General features: G+C 69.5%; 15 protein-coding genes and 1 riboswitch. Of the genes, 9 read left to right on the top strand and 6 right to left on the bottom strand.

Annotated features, from left to right (window positions below; translation table 11 throughout):
• The first annotated feature begins 97 nt into the window (after nucleotides 1-97).
• Nucleotides 98-400 (top strand): DUF3263 domain-containing protein, encoded by a 303-nt coding sequence (locus ACZ6SA_RS25255; RefSeq protein ID WP_347645569.1) that lies wholly within the window; start codon nucleotides 98-100, stop codon nucleotides 398-400.
• Between the two features lie 39 nt (nucleotides 401-439).
• Nucleotides 440-1,210 (top strand): trehalose-phosphatase, encoded by a 771-nt coding sequence (gene otsB / locus ACZ6SA_RS25250; protein ID WP_347645570.1) that lies wholly within the window; start codon nucleotides 440-442, stop codon nucleotides 1,208-1,210.
• 17 nt (nucleotides 1,211-1,227) lie between these two features.
• Here the strand turns inward: otsB and ACZ6SA_RS25245 are convergent, their stop codons facing one another.
• Nucleotides 1,228-2,652, bottom strand: coding sequence for an alpha,alpha-trehalose-phosphate synthase (UDP-forming) (locus ACZ6SA_RS25245; protein ID WP_465830804.1), 1,425 nt, complete (start codon nucleotides 2,650-2,652; stop codon nucleotides 1,228-1,230).
• Nucleotides 2,653-2,830: 178 nt separating this feature from the next.
• On the opposite strand from ACZ6SA_RS25245, the gene ACZ6SA_RS25240 reads away from it, so the two are divergent.
• The 6 genes from ACZ6SA_RS25240 to ACZ6SA_RS25215 all read left to right on the top strand — a co-directional run bounded on the left by ACZ6SA_RS25240 (nucleotide 2,831) and on the right by ACZ6SA_RS25215 (nucleotide 7,929).
• Nucleotides 2,831-3,385 (top strand): RNA polymerase sigma factor, encoded by a 555-nt coding sequence (locus tag ACZ6SA_RS25240; protein ID WP_132511701.1) that lies wholly within the window; start codon nucleotides 2,831-2,833, stop codon nucleotides 3,383-3,385.
• 79 nt (nucleotides 3,386-3,464) lie between these two features.
• A riboswitch (SAM riboswitch) is annotated at nucleotides 3,465-3,606 on the top strand.
• Between the two features lie 13 nt (nucleotides 3,607-3,619).
• Nucleotides 3,620-4,852: a threonine synthase gene (thrC, locus tag ACZ6SA_RS25235; protein ID WP_347645572.1), complete on the top strand. Its 1,233-nt coding sequence runs from the start codon at nucleotides 3,620-3,622 to the stop codon at nucleotides 4,850-4,852.
• Between the two features lie 24 nt (nucleotides 4,853-4,876).
• Entirely contained in the window at nucleotides 4,877-5,152 is a 276-nt protein-coding gene (locus ACZ6SA_RS25230; protein ID WP_132331077.1) for a MoaD/ThiS family protein, read from the top strand.
• 241 nt (nucleotides 5,153-5,393) lie between these two features.
• Complete coding sequence (locus ACZ6SA_RS25225) at nucleotides 5,394-5,594, top strand: cold-shock protein (RefSeq protein WP_106250594.1); 201 nt, start codon at nucleotides 5,394-5,396, stop codon at nucleotides 5,592-5,594.
• A gap of 355 nt (nucleotides 5,595-5,949) precedes the next feature.
• Nucleotides 5,950-7,578: a chaperonin GroEL gene (gene groL / locus ACZ6SA_RS25220; protein ID WP_347645573.1), complete on the top strand. Its 1,629-nt coding sequence runs from the start codon at nucleotides 5,950-5,952 to the stop codon at nucleotides 7,576-7,578.
• Nucleotides 7,579-7,731: 153 nt separating this feature from the next.
• A complete protein-coding gene (locus tag ACZ6SA_RS25215; protein ID WP_347645574.1) occupies nucleotides 7,732-7,929 on the top strand; it encodes a hypothetical protein in 198 nt (65 codons plus the stop codon).
• 52 nt (nucleotides 7,930-7,981) lie between these two features.
• On the opposite strand, the gene ACZ6SA_RS25210 is transcribed toward ACZ6SA_RS25215, so the two are convergent.
• Both ACZ6SA_RS25210 and ACZ6SA_RS25205 read right to left on the bottom strand, forming a co-directional pair.
• On the bottom strand, nucleotides 7,982-8,512 hold the full coding sequence (locus tag ACZ6SA_RS25210) for a YbhB/YbcL family Raf kinase inhibitor-like protein (RefSeq protein ID WP_465830799.1): 531 nt from the start codon (nucleotides 8,510-8,512) through the stop codon (nucleotides 7,982-7,984).
• Between the two features lie 64 nt (nucleotides 8,513-8,576).
• Nucleotides 8,577-10,640, bottom strand: a complete 2,064-nt coding sequence (locus ACZ6SA_RS25205; RefSeq protein ID WP_465830797.1) for a HelD family protein — start codon at nucleotides 10,638-10,640, stop codon at nucleotides 8,577-8,579.
• A 124-nt stretch (nucleotides 10,641-10,764) separates the two neighbouring features.
• On the opposite strand from ACZ6SA_RS25205, the gene ACZ6SA_RS25200 reads away from it, so the two are divergent.
• Entirely contained in the window at nucleotides 10,765-11,097 is a 333-nt protein-coding gene (locus ACZ6SA_RS25200) for a hypothetical protein (RefSeq protein WP_465830795.1), read from the top strand.
• Between the two features lie 222 nt (nucleotides 11,098-11,319).
• Here the strand turns inward: ACZ6SA_RS25200 and ACZ6SA_RS25195 are convergent, their stop codons facing one another.
• The 3 genes from ACZ6SA_RS25195 to ACZ6SA_RS25185 all read right to left on the bottom strand — a co-directional run bounded on the left by ACZ6SA_RS25195 (nucleotide 11,320) and on the right by ACZ6SA_RS25185 (nucleotide 15,045).
• A complete protein-coding gene (locus ACZ6SA_RS25195) occupies nucleotides 11,320-12,966 on the bottom strand; it encodes a DNA repair helicase XPB (protein WP_465830793.1) in 1,647 nt (548 codons plus the stop codon).
• Between the two features lie 148 nt (nucleotides 12,967-13,114).
• On the bottom strand, nucleotides 13,115-13,471 hold the full coding sequence (locus ACZ6SA_RS25190; protein ID WP_347645579.1) for a DUF4190 domain-containing protein: 357 nt from the start codon (nucleotides 13,469-13,471) through the stop codon (nucleotides 13,115-13,117).
• A 95-nt stretch (nucleotides 13,472-13,566) separates the two neighbouring features.
• Entirely contained in the window at nucleotides 13,567-15,045 is a 1,479-nt protein-coding gene (locus tag ACZ6SA_RS25185; RefSeq protein WP_465830791.1) for an AMP-binding protein, read from the bottom strand.
• Between the last annotated feature and the right edge of the window lie 90 nt (nucleotides 15,046-15,135).

Below are 15,135 nucleotides of genomic sequence, written 5' to 3'. Positions count from 1 at the left end.
TCCAACCGCCATGAACAGCAGCGCCCCGCACATTACGATGGCCACGGGCCGCGTGCGTGCGACGTGAACGTCACACGCCCCTTCCGAGGAGGACACCATGGGAGCACCGCTCAGCGGTGACAATGCTGCCCAGGAGCCGTCCCGCCGGCAATCACTCTCACAACGCGATCAGGAGCTCCTCGCCTTCGAGCGCCAGTGGTGGCGCCACGCGGGCGCGAAGGAGCAGGCCATCAAGGAGACCTTCGGGTTCTCCGCCACGCGCTACTACCAGCTGCTCGGCGAGCTGATCGACAGGCCGGAGGCGCTCGAGCAGGACCCCATGCTGGTCAAGAGGCTGCGCAGGTTACGCTCCACCCGTCAGCGTGACCGGGCCGCCAGAAGGCTTGGCATGCGCCCCTGACCGGCTGGGTACGGCAGCCGCGTGAGGAACATCCCTGGAATGGAAGCGATCTTGAGCGATCCGGCAGGCGCCGTGATCGGGCTCGACTTCGACGGCACCCTGTCGCCGATCGTGCCCGATCCCGCCGAGGCCGTGATCCACCCGAAGGCCCCCGAGGTTCTCGCCGAGCTGGGCGCCCACGTCCTCGCAGTGGTCATCGTGACCGGCAGGCCCCCGGCCACCGTGCTGGAGCTGGGGCCAGGGCTGGCCGACGTGCCGGGGCTGGTCGTGCTCGGACACTACGGGTTCGAGCGCTGGGAGCACGGGCGCGTCTCCGCACCCCCGCCCCCCGCCGGCGTGCCGCGCAGCGAGGCCGAACTGCCGCTGCTGCTCGACTCGCTGGGCGTCGAGGGCGTGACCGTCGAGGACAAGGGCCGGGCCGTGGCCGTGCACACCCGGCGCAGCCCCGACCCCGACGGCACCCTCGCCAAGCTGCGCGAGCCGCTGGCCAAGCTGGCCGAGAAGCACGGCCTGGTGATCGAGCCCGGCCGCTACGTCCTGGAACTGCGGCCGCCGGGCATGGACAAGGGCCAGGCGCTCAGCCTGTTCCTGGCCGAGCGGGCCGCGAGATCCGTCCTGTTCGCCGGCGACGACCTCGGCGACCTGGCCGCCTACGACGCCGTCGACGCCTCCAACCTGCCCGGCGTGACCGTGTGCAGCGGCTCGGCCGAGGTGACCGCGCTGGCCGAGCGGGCCGACATCGTGGTGGACGGCCCCGAGGGAGTGGTGGCGCTGCTCGGCGAGCTGGCGTCCGCGTTCAGCCGTTCCTGACCGCGCTCCGGCACCCCTCAGGCGAGGGCGTCGAGCTGGGCCTCCAGCCACTTCTGCGGCGGCAGGGCGGTGGCCGCCGCGTGCAGCTTGTCGCGGCGCGTCCGCCGCTCGTCCTCGGGCATGACGAGCGCGTCGTGCAGCGCTGCGGCGGTGCCGCTGACGTCGTACGGGTTGACCAGGAGCGCGTGGGGCCCCAGCTCGGCCGCCGCGCCCGCCTCCCGCGACAACACCAGCGCGCAGCGCGGCGACAGCACCGGGCCCTCCTTGGCCACCAGGTTCATGCCGTCGCGAATCGGGTTGACCAGCAGCACGTCGGCCATCCGGTACGCGGCGAGCGAGCGCGGATAGTCGTCGTTGACGTTGAGGATCAGCGGGTCCCAGTCCTCCGTGGCGTACTTGTCCTCGATCTGCTGGGCGCAGCGCTGCACCGACGCGGTGTATTCGCGATATTCGGGCAGGTCGTGCCGGCTCGGGTAGGCGAAGGCCAGGTGCACGACCCGGCCGTGCCACTCGGGGTGGGCGCCGAGGAACTCGCCGTAGGCCACCAGGCCGCGCACGATGTTCTTCGACAGCTCGGTGCGGTCGATGCGGACGATCAGCTTGCGGTCGCCCACCTGCTCCCTCAGCGCGGTCATGTGGGACTCGACGTCGGGCTCACAGGCCCGCTCCCAGAGAGCGGCGCCGTCCACGCCGAGGCTGTGCACGCCGATGCGGGTCGTCCTGCCGTCGTGGGTGACGCTGCGCCCGACGCGGTCGGCCTCCGCGCCCAGCAGCGCCTCGCAGCAGTCCATGAACGCCTGCGCCCACCTGCCGGTGAGGAATCCGGCGTGATCGGCCCCCAGAATGCCTTCCAGGACCTCTCGCGCGACCTCGTCGGGCAGCAGGGAGAAGTATTCGGGCGGCGCCCACGGCGTGTGGCTGAAGTGGGCGATGCGCAGGTCCGGCCGCTCGGCGCGGAGCATCGCCGGGGTCAGGGTCAGGTGGTAGTCCTGCACCATCACCCTGGCCTCGTGGCCGGCCTCCTCGGCCAGCGCCAGCGCGAACGCGCCGTTGTAGTCGCGGTAGGACTCCCACTCGCGCCCGAACTTGGTGCCGAAGAGCGGCGCGTTGGGGATGTCGTAGAGCAGGTGGTTGACGAACCACAGCGTGGAGTTGGCCACGGCGTTGTAGGCGCGGTGGAAGGTGGCGGGCGGGATGTCGAGCATGCGCAGCGGGCCGGTGTCGTAGCCGGCCTGGTCGATGCGGCCGCCGGGGGCCAGGCGCACGGCGCTGCGGTCGCCGTCGGACAGCGCCGCGCAGACCCACAGGACGCCATCGCCCTTGGCCACGCCGGACAATCCCGACACCAGCCCGCCGCCGCCGCGCCGCAGGGTCAGCTCGCCGTCGTCGGAGACGGTGAAGGAGACGGGGCCGCGGTTGGAGGCCACCAGGACGTTGTTCACGGCGACCGCTCCTACCGAGCGGGCCGCGCGCAGGGCGGTGAGCTGGCGTGAGACCTCAAGGAGACTCCTTCCGACTGGCGTGTCGGCGTAGACGGAACCACACTGATCATCGTGGTGATCGGCCCATCGGAAAAGGAAGGATGCCAACAAGGCTCCCTACGACCATAGGATCCCAGCTATGGCGCTTGATGAGCTAACCGAGGAACTCGCCCGCTCCGCCGCGGCAGGAGACCACCGTGCTCTTGGCGAGCTGCTGCGGCGGATCGAGCCCGATGTGATGCGTCACTGCGCCCGCATCCTGCCCTACCACCAGGACGCCGAGGAGGCCTCCCAGGACACCCTGCTGGCCGTGGCGCGCAACATCGGGCGCTTCGAGGGGCGGGCCAGGTTCAGCACCTGGCTGCACATCGTGACGGCCAACTGCGCGCGCACGACGTACCGGTCGCTCAAACGCCGGGCGGCCGAGCAGAGCTCGGACGAGCTGCCCATGCAGAAGCCCGACGTGCGGCGCGTCAGCGTGATCGCGGGCTCGCGGCTCGACCTGCTCGACGCCATGGAGGCGCTGGAGGCCGACAAGCCGGATCTGGCGCAGGCGCTGGTTCTGCGCGACATCGTCCAGCTCGACTACAACGAGGTGGCCGACCAGCTCGGCATCCCGCTCGGCACCGCGAAGTCGCGCATCCACCAGGCGCGCAAGTACGTGCAGGGCGTGCTGGGAGATGACTATCGCTGAGACCTCTCGTCCCATTATTTGAGACGGGAGGACGTTTCCGCCACGTGGGCGGGTAGAGTCCGAGTCGACAACTGAATATTGCTCATCCAGAGGGGTGGAGGGACCGGCCCTGCGAAGCCCCGGCAACCCTCCCGGCTTGTGACTCGCGACCTGGCGAGGCCGACCGGGACAAGGTGCCAATTCCGGTCTGTGGTCAAGGTGGCCGCAGACGAAGATGAGGGAAGGCCTCGCTTCATGTCGCTCGATTTCGGTCCCGCCGTCGGTCTGTCCTGCCGCGAGTGCGGCGCGCGTTACCCGCTCGGTCCGAGCTTCGCCTGCCAGGAGTGTTTCGGGCCGCTCGAAGCGGCCTACGAGTTCGGCGAGGTGACCCGCGCGGCCATCGAGTCGGGTCCCGCCAACATCTGGCGCTACCGCTCGCTGCTGCCCGTGCCGGCCGACGTCGCCGACAAGCCCAACATGAACCCCGGGTGGACCAAGCTGGTCAGGGCCGGCAATCTCGGGCGGGCGCTCGGCATCAGATCCCTCCACGTCAAGGACGACTCGGGCAACCCCACCCACTCCTTCAAGGACCGCGTGGTCGCCATGGCCGTCGAGGCGGCCCGCAACTTCGGCTTCCACACGCTCTCCTGCTCCTCCACGGGCAACCTCGCGGGCGCGGTGACGGCCGCCGCGGCGCGGGCCGGGCTGGAGGCGTGCGTGTTCATCCCGGCCAACCTCGAACAGGCCAAGATCGCCATGGCCCGGGTGTTCGGCGGCCGGCTGGTCGGCATCGAGGGCACCTACGACGACGTCAACAGGTTCTGCTCCGAGCTGATCGGCGACCCGCTCGGTGACAAGTGGGGGTTCACCAACATCAACCTGCGCCCTTACTACGCCGAGGGCTCCAAGACGCTCGCGTACGAGATCGCCGAGCAGCTCGGGTGGCGGCTGCCCGAGCAGATCATCATCCCCATCGCCTCGGGCTCGCAGCTCACGAAGATCGACAAGGGCTTCAAGGAGCTGGTGGCGCTGGGGCTGGTCGAGGACACGCCCTACAAGATCTTCGGGGCGCAGGCGGCCGGGTGCTCGCCGGTGTCGACCGCCTACAAGGCGGGGCACGACGTCGTGCAGCCGGTCAGGCCCGACACCATCGCCAAGTCGCTGGCCATCGGAAACCCCGCTGACGGGCCGTACGTGCTGGACATCGCGCGGCGGACCGGAGGGGGCGTCGAGGACGTCACGGACGCCGAGATCGTGGCCGCCATCAAGCTCCTGGCCTCGACGGAGGGCATCTTCGCCGAGACCGCGGGCGGCGTGACCGTGGGCGTGCTGAAGAAGCTCACCGAGACCGGGCAACTCGACCCGGAGGCCGAGACCGTGGTGCTGAACACCGGCGACGGCCTCAAGACGCTCGACGCGATCAGCGGCGACGCCAGGCCCACGGCCGTGATCAAGCCCTCCCTCGACGCGTTCCGCGCGACTGTCTGACAACCAGGAAAGGCGAGTTAAACCATGAGCGTTTCTGTGCGGATTCCCACCATTCTGCGCACCTACACCGGGGGCAACGCGGAGGTCAGTGGCGAGGGTGCGACTCTTCGTGACGTGCTGGCCAAGCTGGACTCTGACTACCCGGGTATCGGCGCGAGAATTCTGGATGAATCGGGCAAGATTCGGCGTTTTGTCAACGTTTATGTGGGGGAAGAGGACGTCCGATTCGCCCAAGGGCTGGACACTCCGGCCCCGGAGGGCACCCAGATCTCCATCATCCCCGCCGTCGCCGGCGGTTGAGTGCGGCAGATCACACTTCGGCGAAGGCGCCCCTTGTGGGCGCCTTCTTCTTTTCCCGGCAATTCAACGTTGAACCGTCGATGAGAGGAAATGCGCAGTCTGCGGATTGACTCTGTTGCCAAACCCCGTGCCACAGGTATGGTCGAGGGCGATCGCCTGGCTGATTTTCCGTTAAGTCAGGCGATTACGGGTCTCGCGAAGGAATGGGCGAGGTCTGGGAGCCCAGTAAGAGGAGTCGGAAGTGGCGCAGGGCACCGTCAAGTGGTTCAACGCGGACAAGGGCTACGGCTTCATCGCGGTAGACGGTGGTAAGGATGTATTCGTCCATTACTCAGCGATCATGATGGACGGGTACCGCTCTCTCGAACAGGGACAGCGTGTCGAGTTCGAGATCACGCAGGGCCAGAAGGGGCCGCAGGCGGAGTCCGTCAGGACGGTCTGATTCACCGCACTGGTATGCACCGGCGGGATCGCGCGGCAGCGCAGTCCGGGCGAACCGTCACCTTCCTTTCGTCGATCCTGGTACGGCGAGCCGCGTGCGCGAACCGCGGCCAGCGGTGCGCCCACGGGGCGGCTCGCCGGACAGACGACTGACCTGGGGGGGAGCGCCGGCCACGGGTGAGTTCGCTTGCACTCGGCAAGGTAGAGTGCTAAACAGTTCGTTGGCACTCTATGCAGTAGAGTGCCAACACCGGATCGAGACGATGGGGTCTGCCGAACGGAGATGCTGACCCATGCCGTCGCGGGCGTCGGCTCGGTCCACGACAAGCCACCCTGCATCTGGGAGGTCTAGCCTTATGGCAGCCAAGATGATCGCGTTTGACGAGGACGCCCGGCGCGGTCTCGAGCGCGGTATGAACCAGCTCGCCGACGCCGTCAAGGTGACCCTGGGCCCCAAGGGGCGCAACGTCGTGCTGGAGAAGAAGTGGGGCGCTCCCACGATCACCAACGACGGTGTGTCCATCGCCAAGGAGATCGAGCTCGAGGACCCGTGGGAGAAGATCGGCGCGGAGCTGGTCAAGGAAGTCGCCAAGAAGACGGACGACGTAGCCGGCGACGGCACCACGACCGCCACCGTGCTCGCCCAGGCGCTGGTGCGTGAGGGCCTGCGCAACGTGGCCGCCGGCGCCAACCCGATGGCTCTGAAGAAGGGCATCGAGGCGGCCGTCGAGCGGGTCAGCGAGGAGCTCTCCAAGCTGGCCAAGGACGTGGAGACCAAGGAGCAGATCGCTTCGACCGCCTCCATCTCCGCCGCCGACCCCGAGATCGGCGCGCTCATCGCCGAGGCGATGGACAAGGTCGGCAAGGAAGGCGTCATCACCGTCGAGGAGAGCAACACCTTCGGTCTCGAGCTCGAGCTCACCGAGGGCATGCGCTTCGACAAGGGCATGACGTCGATGTACTTCGTCACCGACTCCGACCGCATGGAGGCCGTGCTCGAAGACCCGTACATCCTGATCGTCAACGGCAAGGTCTCCGCCAACAAGGACCTGCTGCCGCTGCTCGACAAGGTTGTGCAGTCGGGCAAGCCGCTGCTGATCATCGCCGAGGACGTCGAGGGCGAGGCCCTGGCGACCCTGGTGGTCAACAAGATCCGCGGCCTGTTCCGCTCCGTGGCCGTCAAGGCCCCGGGCTTCGGCGACCGCCGCAAGGCCATGCTCAACGACATCGCGATCCTGACCGGTGGTCAGGTCATCGCCGAGGAGGTCGGCCTCAAGCTCGAGACCGCCACCCTCGACCTGCTGGGCCGTGCCCGCAAGGTGGTCGTGACCAAGGACGAGACGACGATCGTCGACGGCGCCGGTGACGCCGAGCAGATCTCCGGCCGGGTCAACGAGATCCGCGCCGAGATCGAGCGCACCGACTCCGACTACGACCGCGAGAAGCTCCAGGAGCGGCTGGCCAAGCTGGCCGGCGGCGTGGCCGTCATCAAGGCGGGCGCGGCGACCGAGGTCGAGCTCAAGGAGCGCAAGCACCGCATCGAAGACGCCGTCCGCAACGCGAAGGCGGCCGTCGAGGAGGGCATCGTCCCGGGTGGTGGCGTGGCGCTGCTGCAGGCCGGCGCCAAGGCGTTCGACAAGCTCGAGCTCAACGGCGACGAGGCCACCGGTGCGGCGATCGTGAAGAAGGCTCTGGAGGAGCCGCTGAAGCAGATCGCGGTCAACGCCGGCCTCGAGGGCGGCGTCGTGGTCGAGCGCGTGCGCAACCTCACCCCGGGTGAGGGCCTCAACGCCGCGTCGGGCGAATACGTCAACATGTTCGAGGTCGGCATTCTCGACCCGGCCAAGGTGACGCGCTCGGCGCTGCAGAACGCCGCCTCCATCGCGGCGCTCTTCCTCACCACCGAGGCCGTCATCGCCGAGAAGCCGGAGAAGACCCCGGCCGCTCCCGCCGGCATGCCCGGCGGCGGCGACATGGACTTCTAGGTCCTATTTCGCGAGGCGCGTCCCAAAAGAGCGGCCCGGTTTTTCCGGGCCGCTCTTGCTTTTGTTTAACTGCCATTACGTTTCGCAATTGAACTGCTACGTGGAGTGAGAAAGGGTTGTCCCCACGCATCACCTCATCGAAGGAGCAGACAAGTGTTCTCCCGCAGCAAGCGCATGCTGGGCGTGGCCGTTCTCGGCCTCGCCGCCGTGACCCTCACCGCCGTTCCCGCGCATGCCGACAATCCTGTCGTCTTCACCCAGACCGTGACCCGGAGCGGGCCGCTGTGCACGCTGCAAGCCTGGGTGCCGCTGCTCGGCAACGTGGGGTCGCTGGCCGAGAGCTGCGACTAGCGCCCACGCGAAAGGCGCCCCACCAGCGTGCGGTGGGGCGCCTTTCCCGTCGTCAGACCCCGTAGTGGGGGATGAGGTGGCCGCGGGCCAGGGTGTTGGCGGTGATGTTGAAGCCCACCACCGCCGGGCTGGTGCCGCTGTCCAGGCCGAGCGAGTCGACCCCCAGCGCGTGGACCGTGAAGACGTAGCGGTGCGGGTCGCCAGGAGGCGGGGCGGCGCCGCCGTAGTCCTTGGTGCCGTAGTCGTTGCGGGCGTGCACCGCGCCCGCGGGCAGACCCTTGAACTCCGGGGCCGTGCCCGCGCCCGTCGGCAGCTCGGTGACCGAGGCGGGGAGGTCGAAGAGCACCCAGTGCCAGAAGCCGCTGCCTGTGGGGGCATCGGGGTCGAAGCAGGTGACGGCGTAGGAGCGGGTCCCGGCGGGAGCGCCGGACCAGCGCAGCTGGGGCGAGAGGTTCTGGCCGGTCATGCCCCAGTCGTTGAAGACGTGCAGGTCGTTGAGCCGCTCGCCGTCCTGGAGGTCGTCGCTCTCCACCACGAGCGCGGGGACCGACGGCAGGTGTTCATGGGGAAGGGGTGCTGGCACGGCATCCTCCTAGGTTGAGAGCTCCTTGCCCAGCCATCCTAGAAGCGGCCGTGCCGGACGCCCGTCAGCCCGCCAGCTGTGGCGGCAGCGCCTTGTCGTGCAGGACCGTCAGCGAGGTCACCGCCCGGGTGAGGACCACGTAGAGCCTGGCCAGGCCGCGCGGCTCGGCCGCGACGATGTCGGCGGGCTCCACGACGACGACGTGGTCGTACTCCAGGCCCTTGGCGAGGGTCGCGGGCACGATGAGCAGGCGGTGCTCTTCGGTCGAGTCGGGGCCGAGAACGGCGTGGGGGAGGCCGGCGAGGGCCTCGGAGACCGCGTCGACCGTCGCGTCAGGGGCGATGACGCCGATCGAGCCGTCCCTGGCCAGGGCCTCCTCGGCGGCCTGCGCGACCGAGCCGCCCTCGCGGACGGTGAGCGACCCGGCGCCGGGCCGCAGCGACTGCGGGGCGGCGAGGCCCGGGGCGATCGAGGGGAGCAGGCGGGCCGCGTAGTCGAGAACCTCCCTCGGCACGCGGAAGCCGAGCGTCAGCTCCGTGACCTCGCCCTCCCGCTGGCCCAGGTGGCCGAGCACCGACTCCCACGAACGCGTCGACCATGGCGTGGTGCCCTGGGCGAGGTCGCCGAGCACGGTGGCCGAGCCGTTGCGGCAGCGGCGGCCGAGGGCGCGCAGCTGCATCTCGGACAGGTCCTGGGCCTCGTCGACCACGAGGTGGCCCAGCGACGGCGTGCGTTCCATCAGGTCGCGGAGCTCGTCGAGGAGCGCGGCGTCGGCGGCCGACCATTTGGCGGACTTCCAGCTCCGGTACGGCTTGCGCCACAGGAGCGTTTCCTGCTCTTCAGGCGACAAATCTGATTTAGCGGCTCGCGCTAGGAATTCCGGATCTGACAGCAAGCGGTGAAGGACCTGTTCGGGCGTCAGTTTGGGCCAGACCGCTTCCACCAGTTGTTTCACCGGTTTCGACCGGGCCACCGCGTCCTGCACCCGGTCGTCGGGCGACTCGCCGCGCTGCTCCATGCGTACGAGGACCATGTGGGCCAGCCGCTGCGCCAGCGCCGCCCGGCCGGGGTTGTAGCGCGTGGTGCCGCGCAGGGAGGCCACGATCTCGCGTACTTCGTAGTCGGCCACCCGGTGCCGGTAGGCGCCCTTGGTGTAGACGAGGCCCTCCTCCGGTTTCACGATGTGCATCCAGAGCGCGCGGTCGAGCACCGCCGCCATCCTGGCGTCGCCCTTCACCGCGGCCACCATCGGGTCCTCGGGCGCGGCGTGTTCGCCGAGCAGGCCGGCCACCGTGGTCTGGTCGACCTTGACCTCGCCGAGCGCGGGCAGCACCGAGGAGATGTAGGACAGGAACGCCCGGTTGGGCCCGACGATCATCACGCCCGACCTGGCCAGCCGCTCGCGGTGGGTGAACAGCAGATAGGCGGCGCGGTGCAGGCCGACGGCGGTCTTCCCGGTGCCGGGGGCGCCCTGCACGCACACCGTCTGGGCCAGGGTGGAGCGGACGATCTCGTCCTGGTCGGGCTGGATCGTGGCGACGATGTCACGCATCGGGCCGGTGCGGGGGCGTTCGATCTCCTCGGTGAGGATCCTGGACGGGCCGATCTCGACGCCTTCGCCGAGCGGCTCGTCCTCGAACGCCGTCAGCGCCCCGCCGTGGTAGCCGAAGCGGCGCCGGCGCGCGATCCCCATGGGGTCGGCGGGACTGGCCTGGTAGAACGCGCGGGACACCGGCGCGCGCCAGTCGATGACCAGCGGCCTGCTGTGGCCGTCGTGCACGTGGCGGCGCCCGACGTAGATCGTGCCGGGAAGGTCGTCGCTCTCTCCCTCGTGCTCATGGTCGCGATCTCCCGGCCCGTCGCTCCCTTGCCGCGGGCTCTTCCGCTCCGCGCGGTCGAGGCGGCCGAAGAACAGCGGGGTGTCGGGATGGTCGGCGAGCGCGGCCACCCGCTGGTCGAGCAGCGACTGGAGGATCTGCTGCGACACCCAGTCGCCGGCCGCGTCGGACGAGAGGGACTGGGCGTGGGCGCGCATGGCTTTGAGCGCGGCTCGGGACTCGGCCAGATGGGCCTGCTCGGCGGCGAGCACGTCGGTGGGTATGTCGGGGGCCAGTTGGTGTGCGGGCATGCGGAAGCGCCTCCCTGGTTGAACGACGGAGGTGGTTACAGGCAGCGAATCCGCCAGTTTAGTCGCCACGATTGCGGGCTTCCAAAGCATTTAGCTCCGGCGGCCTGGGTACGCATAGGGGGTGGTGCGGGTCCGGCTCCGCTTCTCGCCGATCATTCCCACGGTCGCGAGCTTCCTCCTGGCGGCGTTGTGGGGACTCTCGGTGTTCGCGGGGTGGGGGCTGCAGGCGTTCTGCGCCGGTGGCGAGTCGATGGCGACGTGTTCGCAGCGTCTCGGCACGGTCGCCACGCTGTCGGGGGTGTTCGCGGTGGTCGCCGCGTGCTGCACGGTGGCGGCCTGGCTGCTGCCGTGGTCGCGGCACGATCCGCGTACGTTCGGCCACCTGATGGGCGCCGGCGTGCTGCTCTGGATCGTCGCGGGGGCGGTGCTCTTCGTCGGCGGTCTGCTGGTCAGATAGAGGGGCAGATCAGCCCACAAGGGATCAAGCTCGGAATACCGAAATATTCGGGCATATCAGGTGGGTTTGTCGGATCATGGGGGTATGTCGCAGGCGGCGTGATAGTACGCAGGTGAGGGGGGTGGTTCGATTGTCTTCGACCCGCGGAGTCTCGTGGACGTGAAGCCACGCTGATGCCCGGCCGCTCGGGCGAGCGGCTGGGCATGACCGCCGGCATCGCCGTCACACGCCGCCGAGCACGTCGTCGGCGTCGATGATCTGGTACGCGTACCCCTGCTCGGCGAGGAACCGCTGCCGGTGCGCCGCGAACTCCTGGTCGACCGTGTCGCGGCTGACCACCGTGTAGAACCGGGCGCCACCGCCGTCGGCCTTGGGCCGCAGCACGCGTCCGAGCCGCTGCGCCTCCTCCTGGCGCGAGCCGAACGTCCCCGACACCTGGATCGCGATGGCCGCCTCGGGCAGGTCGATGGAGAAGTTGGCCACCTTCGACACCACCAGGACCTGGATCTCCTTGTCGCGGAAGGCCTGGTAGAGGCGCTCGCGTTCCTTGACCCGGGTCTCGCCCTTGATGACCGGCGCGTTGAGGTGCTCGCCGAGCTCGTCGAGCTGGTCGATGTACTGGCCGATGACCAGCACCTGCTCGCCCAGGTGGCGGCGGACCAGCGCCTCGGTCACCTGCGTCTTGGACGGCGTGGTCGCGCAGAACCGGTAGCGCTCCTCCGACTCGGCCATCGCGTACGCCAGCCGCTCCTCGTCGGTGAGCGTGACCCGCACCTCGACGCAGTCGGCCGGCGCGATCCAGCCCTGGTTCTCCATCTCCTTCCACGGCGCGTCGTAACGCTTGGGGCCGATCAGCGAGAACACGTCGCCCTCGCGGCCGTCCTCGCGCACCAGCGTCGCGGTCAGCCCGACCCGCCTGCGGGCCTGAAGGTCGGCGGTCATCCGGAAGATCGGGGCGGGCAGCAGGTGCACCTCGTCGTAGACGATCAGGCCCCAGTCGCGGGCGTCGAACAGCTCCAGATGGCTGTAGACGCCCTTCCGCCTGGTGGTCATCACCTGGTAGGTGGCGATGGTGACCGGGCGGATCTCCTTCTTCGTGCCGGAGTATTCGCCGATCTCGTCCTCAGTCAGCGACGTGCGCTTGAGCAGCTCGGTCTTCCACTGGTGGGCGGAGACCGTGTTCGTCACCAGGATCAGCGTGGTGGCCTGGGCGTGCGCCATGGCGGCCGCGCCGACGAGCGTCTTGCCCGCGCCGCACGGCAGCACGACCACGCCGGAGCCGCCGTGCCAGAAGGCGTCGGCCGCCTCCTGCTGGTAGGGGCGCAGCTTCCAGTCGTCCTGCTTCAGCGTGATCGGGTGCTGCTCCCCGTCGACGTAGCCGGCCAGGTCTTCGGCGGGCCAGCCGAGCTTGAGCAGGGCCTGCTTGACGTTGCCCCGGTCGCTCGGGTGCACGATCACGGAGTCGGGGCCGAGCCGCTCGCCCAGCATCGGCTGGATCTTCTTGGAGCGCAGCACCTCCTCCAGCACGGCCCGGTCGGTGGAGGTCAGCACCAGGCCGTTGGCGGGGTCCTTCTCCAGCCGCAGGCGGCCGTAGCGCGCCATGGTCTCGGCGACGTCGACCAGCAGGGCGTGCGGCACCGGGTAGCGGCTGAAGCTGATCAGCGCGTCGATGACCTGCTCGGCGTCGTGCCCGGCCGCGCGGGCGTTCCACAGCGCCAGCGGGGTGACGCGGTAGGTGTGCACGTGTTCGGGGGCGCGCTCGAGCTCGGCGAACGGCGCGATCGCCTTGCGGCACGCGTCGGCCCGCTCGTGGTCGACCTCGAGCAGCAGCGTCTTGTCCGATTGGACGATCAGCGGTCCATCGCTCACTGGCTTGTCTCCGTGGGGTTGGGGCGGGGCCCTGCAGGACCATCGTCTCCTGATCCCGGCTCGGTCGCTCCAGTGTGCAACATCCAGGGCGTCAGGATTAGTCCTGCCGCCCTTCGGAGGTGGTCTCGTGGAGACCCGCTGAGCTCCGTCAGTCGTCGAAGTAGCCGTTGAGGCCCAGGAAGAGGAACGTGCCGACGCCCAGCACGAAGCCCACCCCGAACAGGACCCAGCTCCAGATCACCATCGTGCGGGCGGTCTGCGGCTCGTTGCGCGCCTTGCTCAGCGCCAGTCCCGCGAGGATCGCGCCCGGCAGGCCCAGGACGTTGCAGCAGGAGACGAGCGCGAGGAGGTTGAGCACGAGCGAGACGATCGCGTTGGCGAGCGGACCTTCGTCGCGCGGAGGCGGCGGATAGCCGTAGCCGTAGCCGTACTGCGGGGGCGGCTGGTCGCCGTAGGGCGCGCCGTACGGCTGGTACGGATAGCCCGACGGGTCTTGCTGGCTCATGGTCACCTCCAGACAGGTCAACACTTATCACGGAATTGAGGCGCGGCTGACCGAGTGAGCGTACTCGGTCGGGCCGTGACGTGCCGGGAAGCTCCTCAGCCGAGCAGCGCGCGCAGCGCCTTGCGGTCGAGCTTGAGCACGCTCGTGACCGGGATCGAGTCGGCGAACCTCACTTCCCGCGGATATCTCACCCTGCCGACCCGGTCGCGGGCCCACCCGATCAGCTCCTCGGCCCCGGCCTCAGCACCCGGCCTGAGCTGCACGAATGCCACGACCTCCTCGCCGACGCGCGGGTCGGGACGGCCGACGACGCCCGACATCACCACGTCGGGGTGCCGGTTGAGCGCGTCCTCCACGTCGCGGGGGAACACGTTGAAGCCACCGCGGATGATCAGGTCCTTCTTCCTGTCGACGATGTAGAGGTAGCCGTCGTCGTCCACGCAGCCGATGTCGCCCGTACGCAGCTCGCCGCCGGCCAGCGCCGTGCCCTCGGGGTCGGGCTCGTGCTCGCCCCAGTAGCCGAGCATCAGCGACTCGCCGGAGACGCAGATCTCACCGATGTCCCCGGGCTCCGTGGCCTCGCCCTCGCTGTCGCGGATGGTGATCGTGTAGCCGGGGAGCGGCAGGCCGACGCTGCCGACCCTGCGCCGGTCCGGCGGGTTGAAGGTCGTCACGGCGCTGGTCTCGGTCAGCCCGTAGCCCTCAAGGATCTGCACGCCCGGCATCCTGCGCTCGAACTCCGCCAGCGTCTGCCTGCCGAGCGGGGCCGCGCCGCACGTGAGGAAGGCGAGGTCGGGCAGCGGATGGGACTCCAGCGGTTCGGCGAGGAGCATCTGGATCATGGACGGGACGACGGTGCCGTACTGGACGCGCTGCTCGGCGGCCAGCGACAGGAACGCCTTCGGCTCGAACCAGCGCATCAGCACCGCCTGCTGCGGCTCCGTGGCGTGCATCGAGGCGACCGAGGTGATCAGCCCGTACGCGTGGGACAGAGGCACGGGAACCAGCGCGCGGTTCTTGCCCTCCTGGCGGGACAGCTCGTAGGCGGCCCTGGCGACCTGCCAGAGGCCCTGGTGGCTCAGCATGACGCCCTTGGCCTTGCCCGTGGTGCCGCCGGTGTACATGAGCGCGGCCAGGTCGCCGGGGTCCCTCCGCACGAGCCCGTGTTCGGAGGCCCGCTCCAGCTCGGCCGTGTCCACGAAGGTCGGGATGTCGACGGCGGCGGCGCGTACGGTCTCCTCCAGCTCGGGCGAGGTGACGATCGCGCGGGCGCCGCTGTCGAGCAGGATGTGCCGCAGCTCCGCGGGCCCCACCAGGAACACCACCGGCGTCACCACCGCGCCCGCCGCCCACAACGCCTGGTAGAGCAGCGGCACCTCGGGCGAGGTCGCCATCATGACGGCCACCCGGTCGCCCGGCCGGATGCCGGCTTCGACGAATCCGCCGCACATGCGGCGCGCGCGTTCGGCGAGCGCGTGGCTGCGGAGCCACGCCCCGTCGTAGAACATCGCGTCGTGGTCGTCGAAGCGGCTCCATGACTCCTCGGCCAGCCTGCCCAGCGTCTGCTCGGTCACATGCCCAACCTGATGCGAATGATGATGCGCCGTCAACCCTTGAAGCCGTGCCTGGGCACCCTTGACCGGCCCGTGCGGACGATACTCGCC

This window comes from Nonomuraea sp. NPDC049378, from assembly GCF_055586745.1.
The sequence above is the reverse complement of the archived record's forward strand: the minus strand, read 5'-3'. Positions and strand labels throughout refer to the sequence as shown.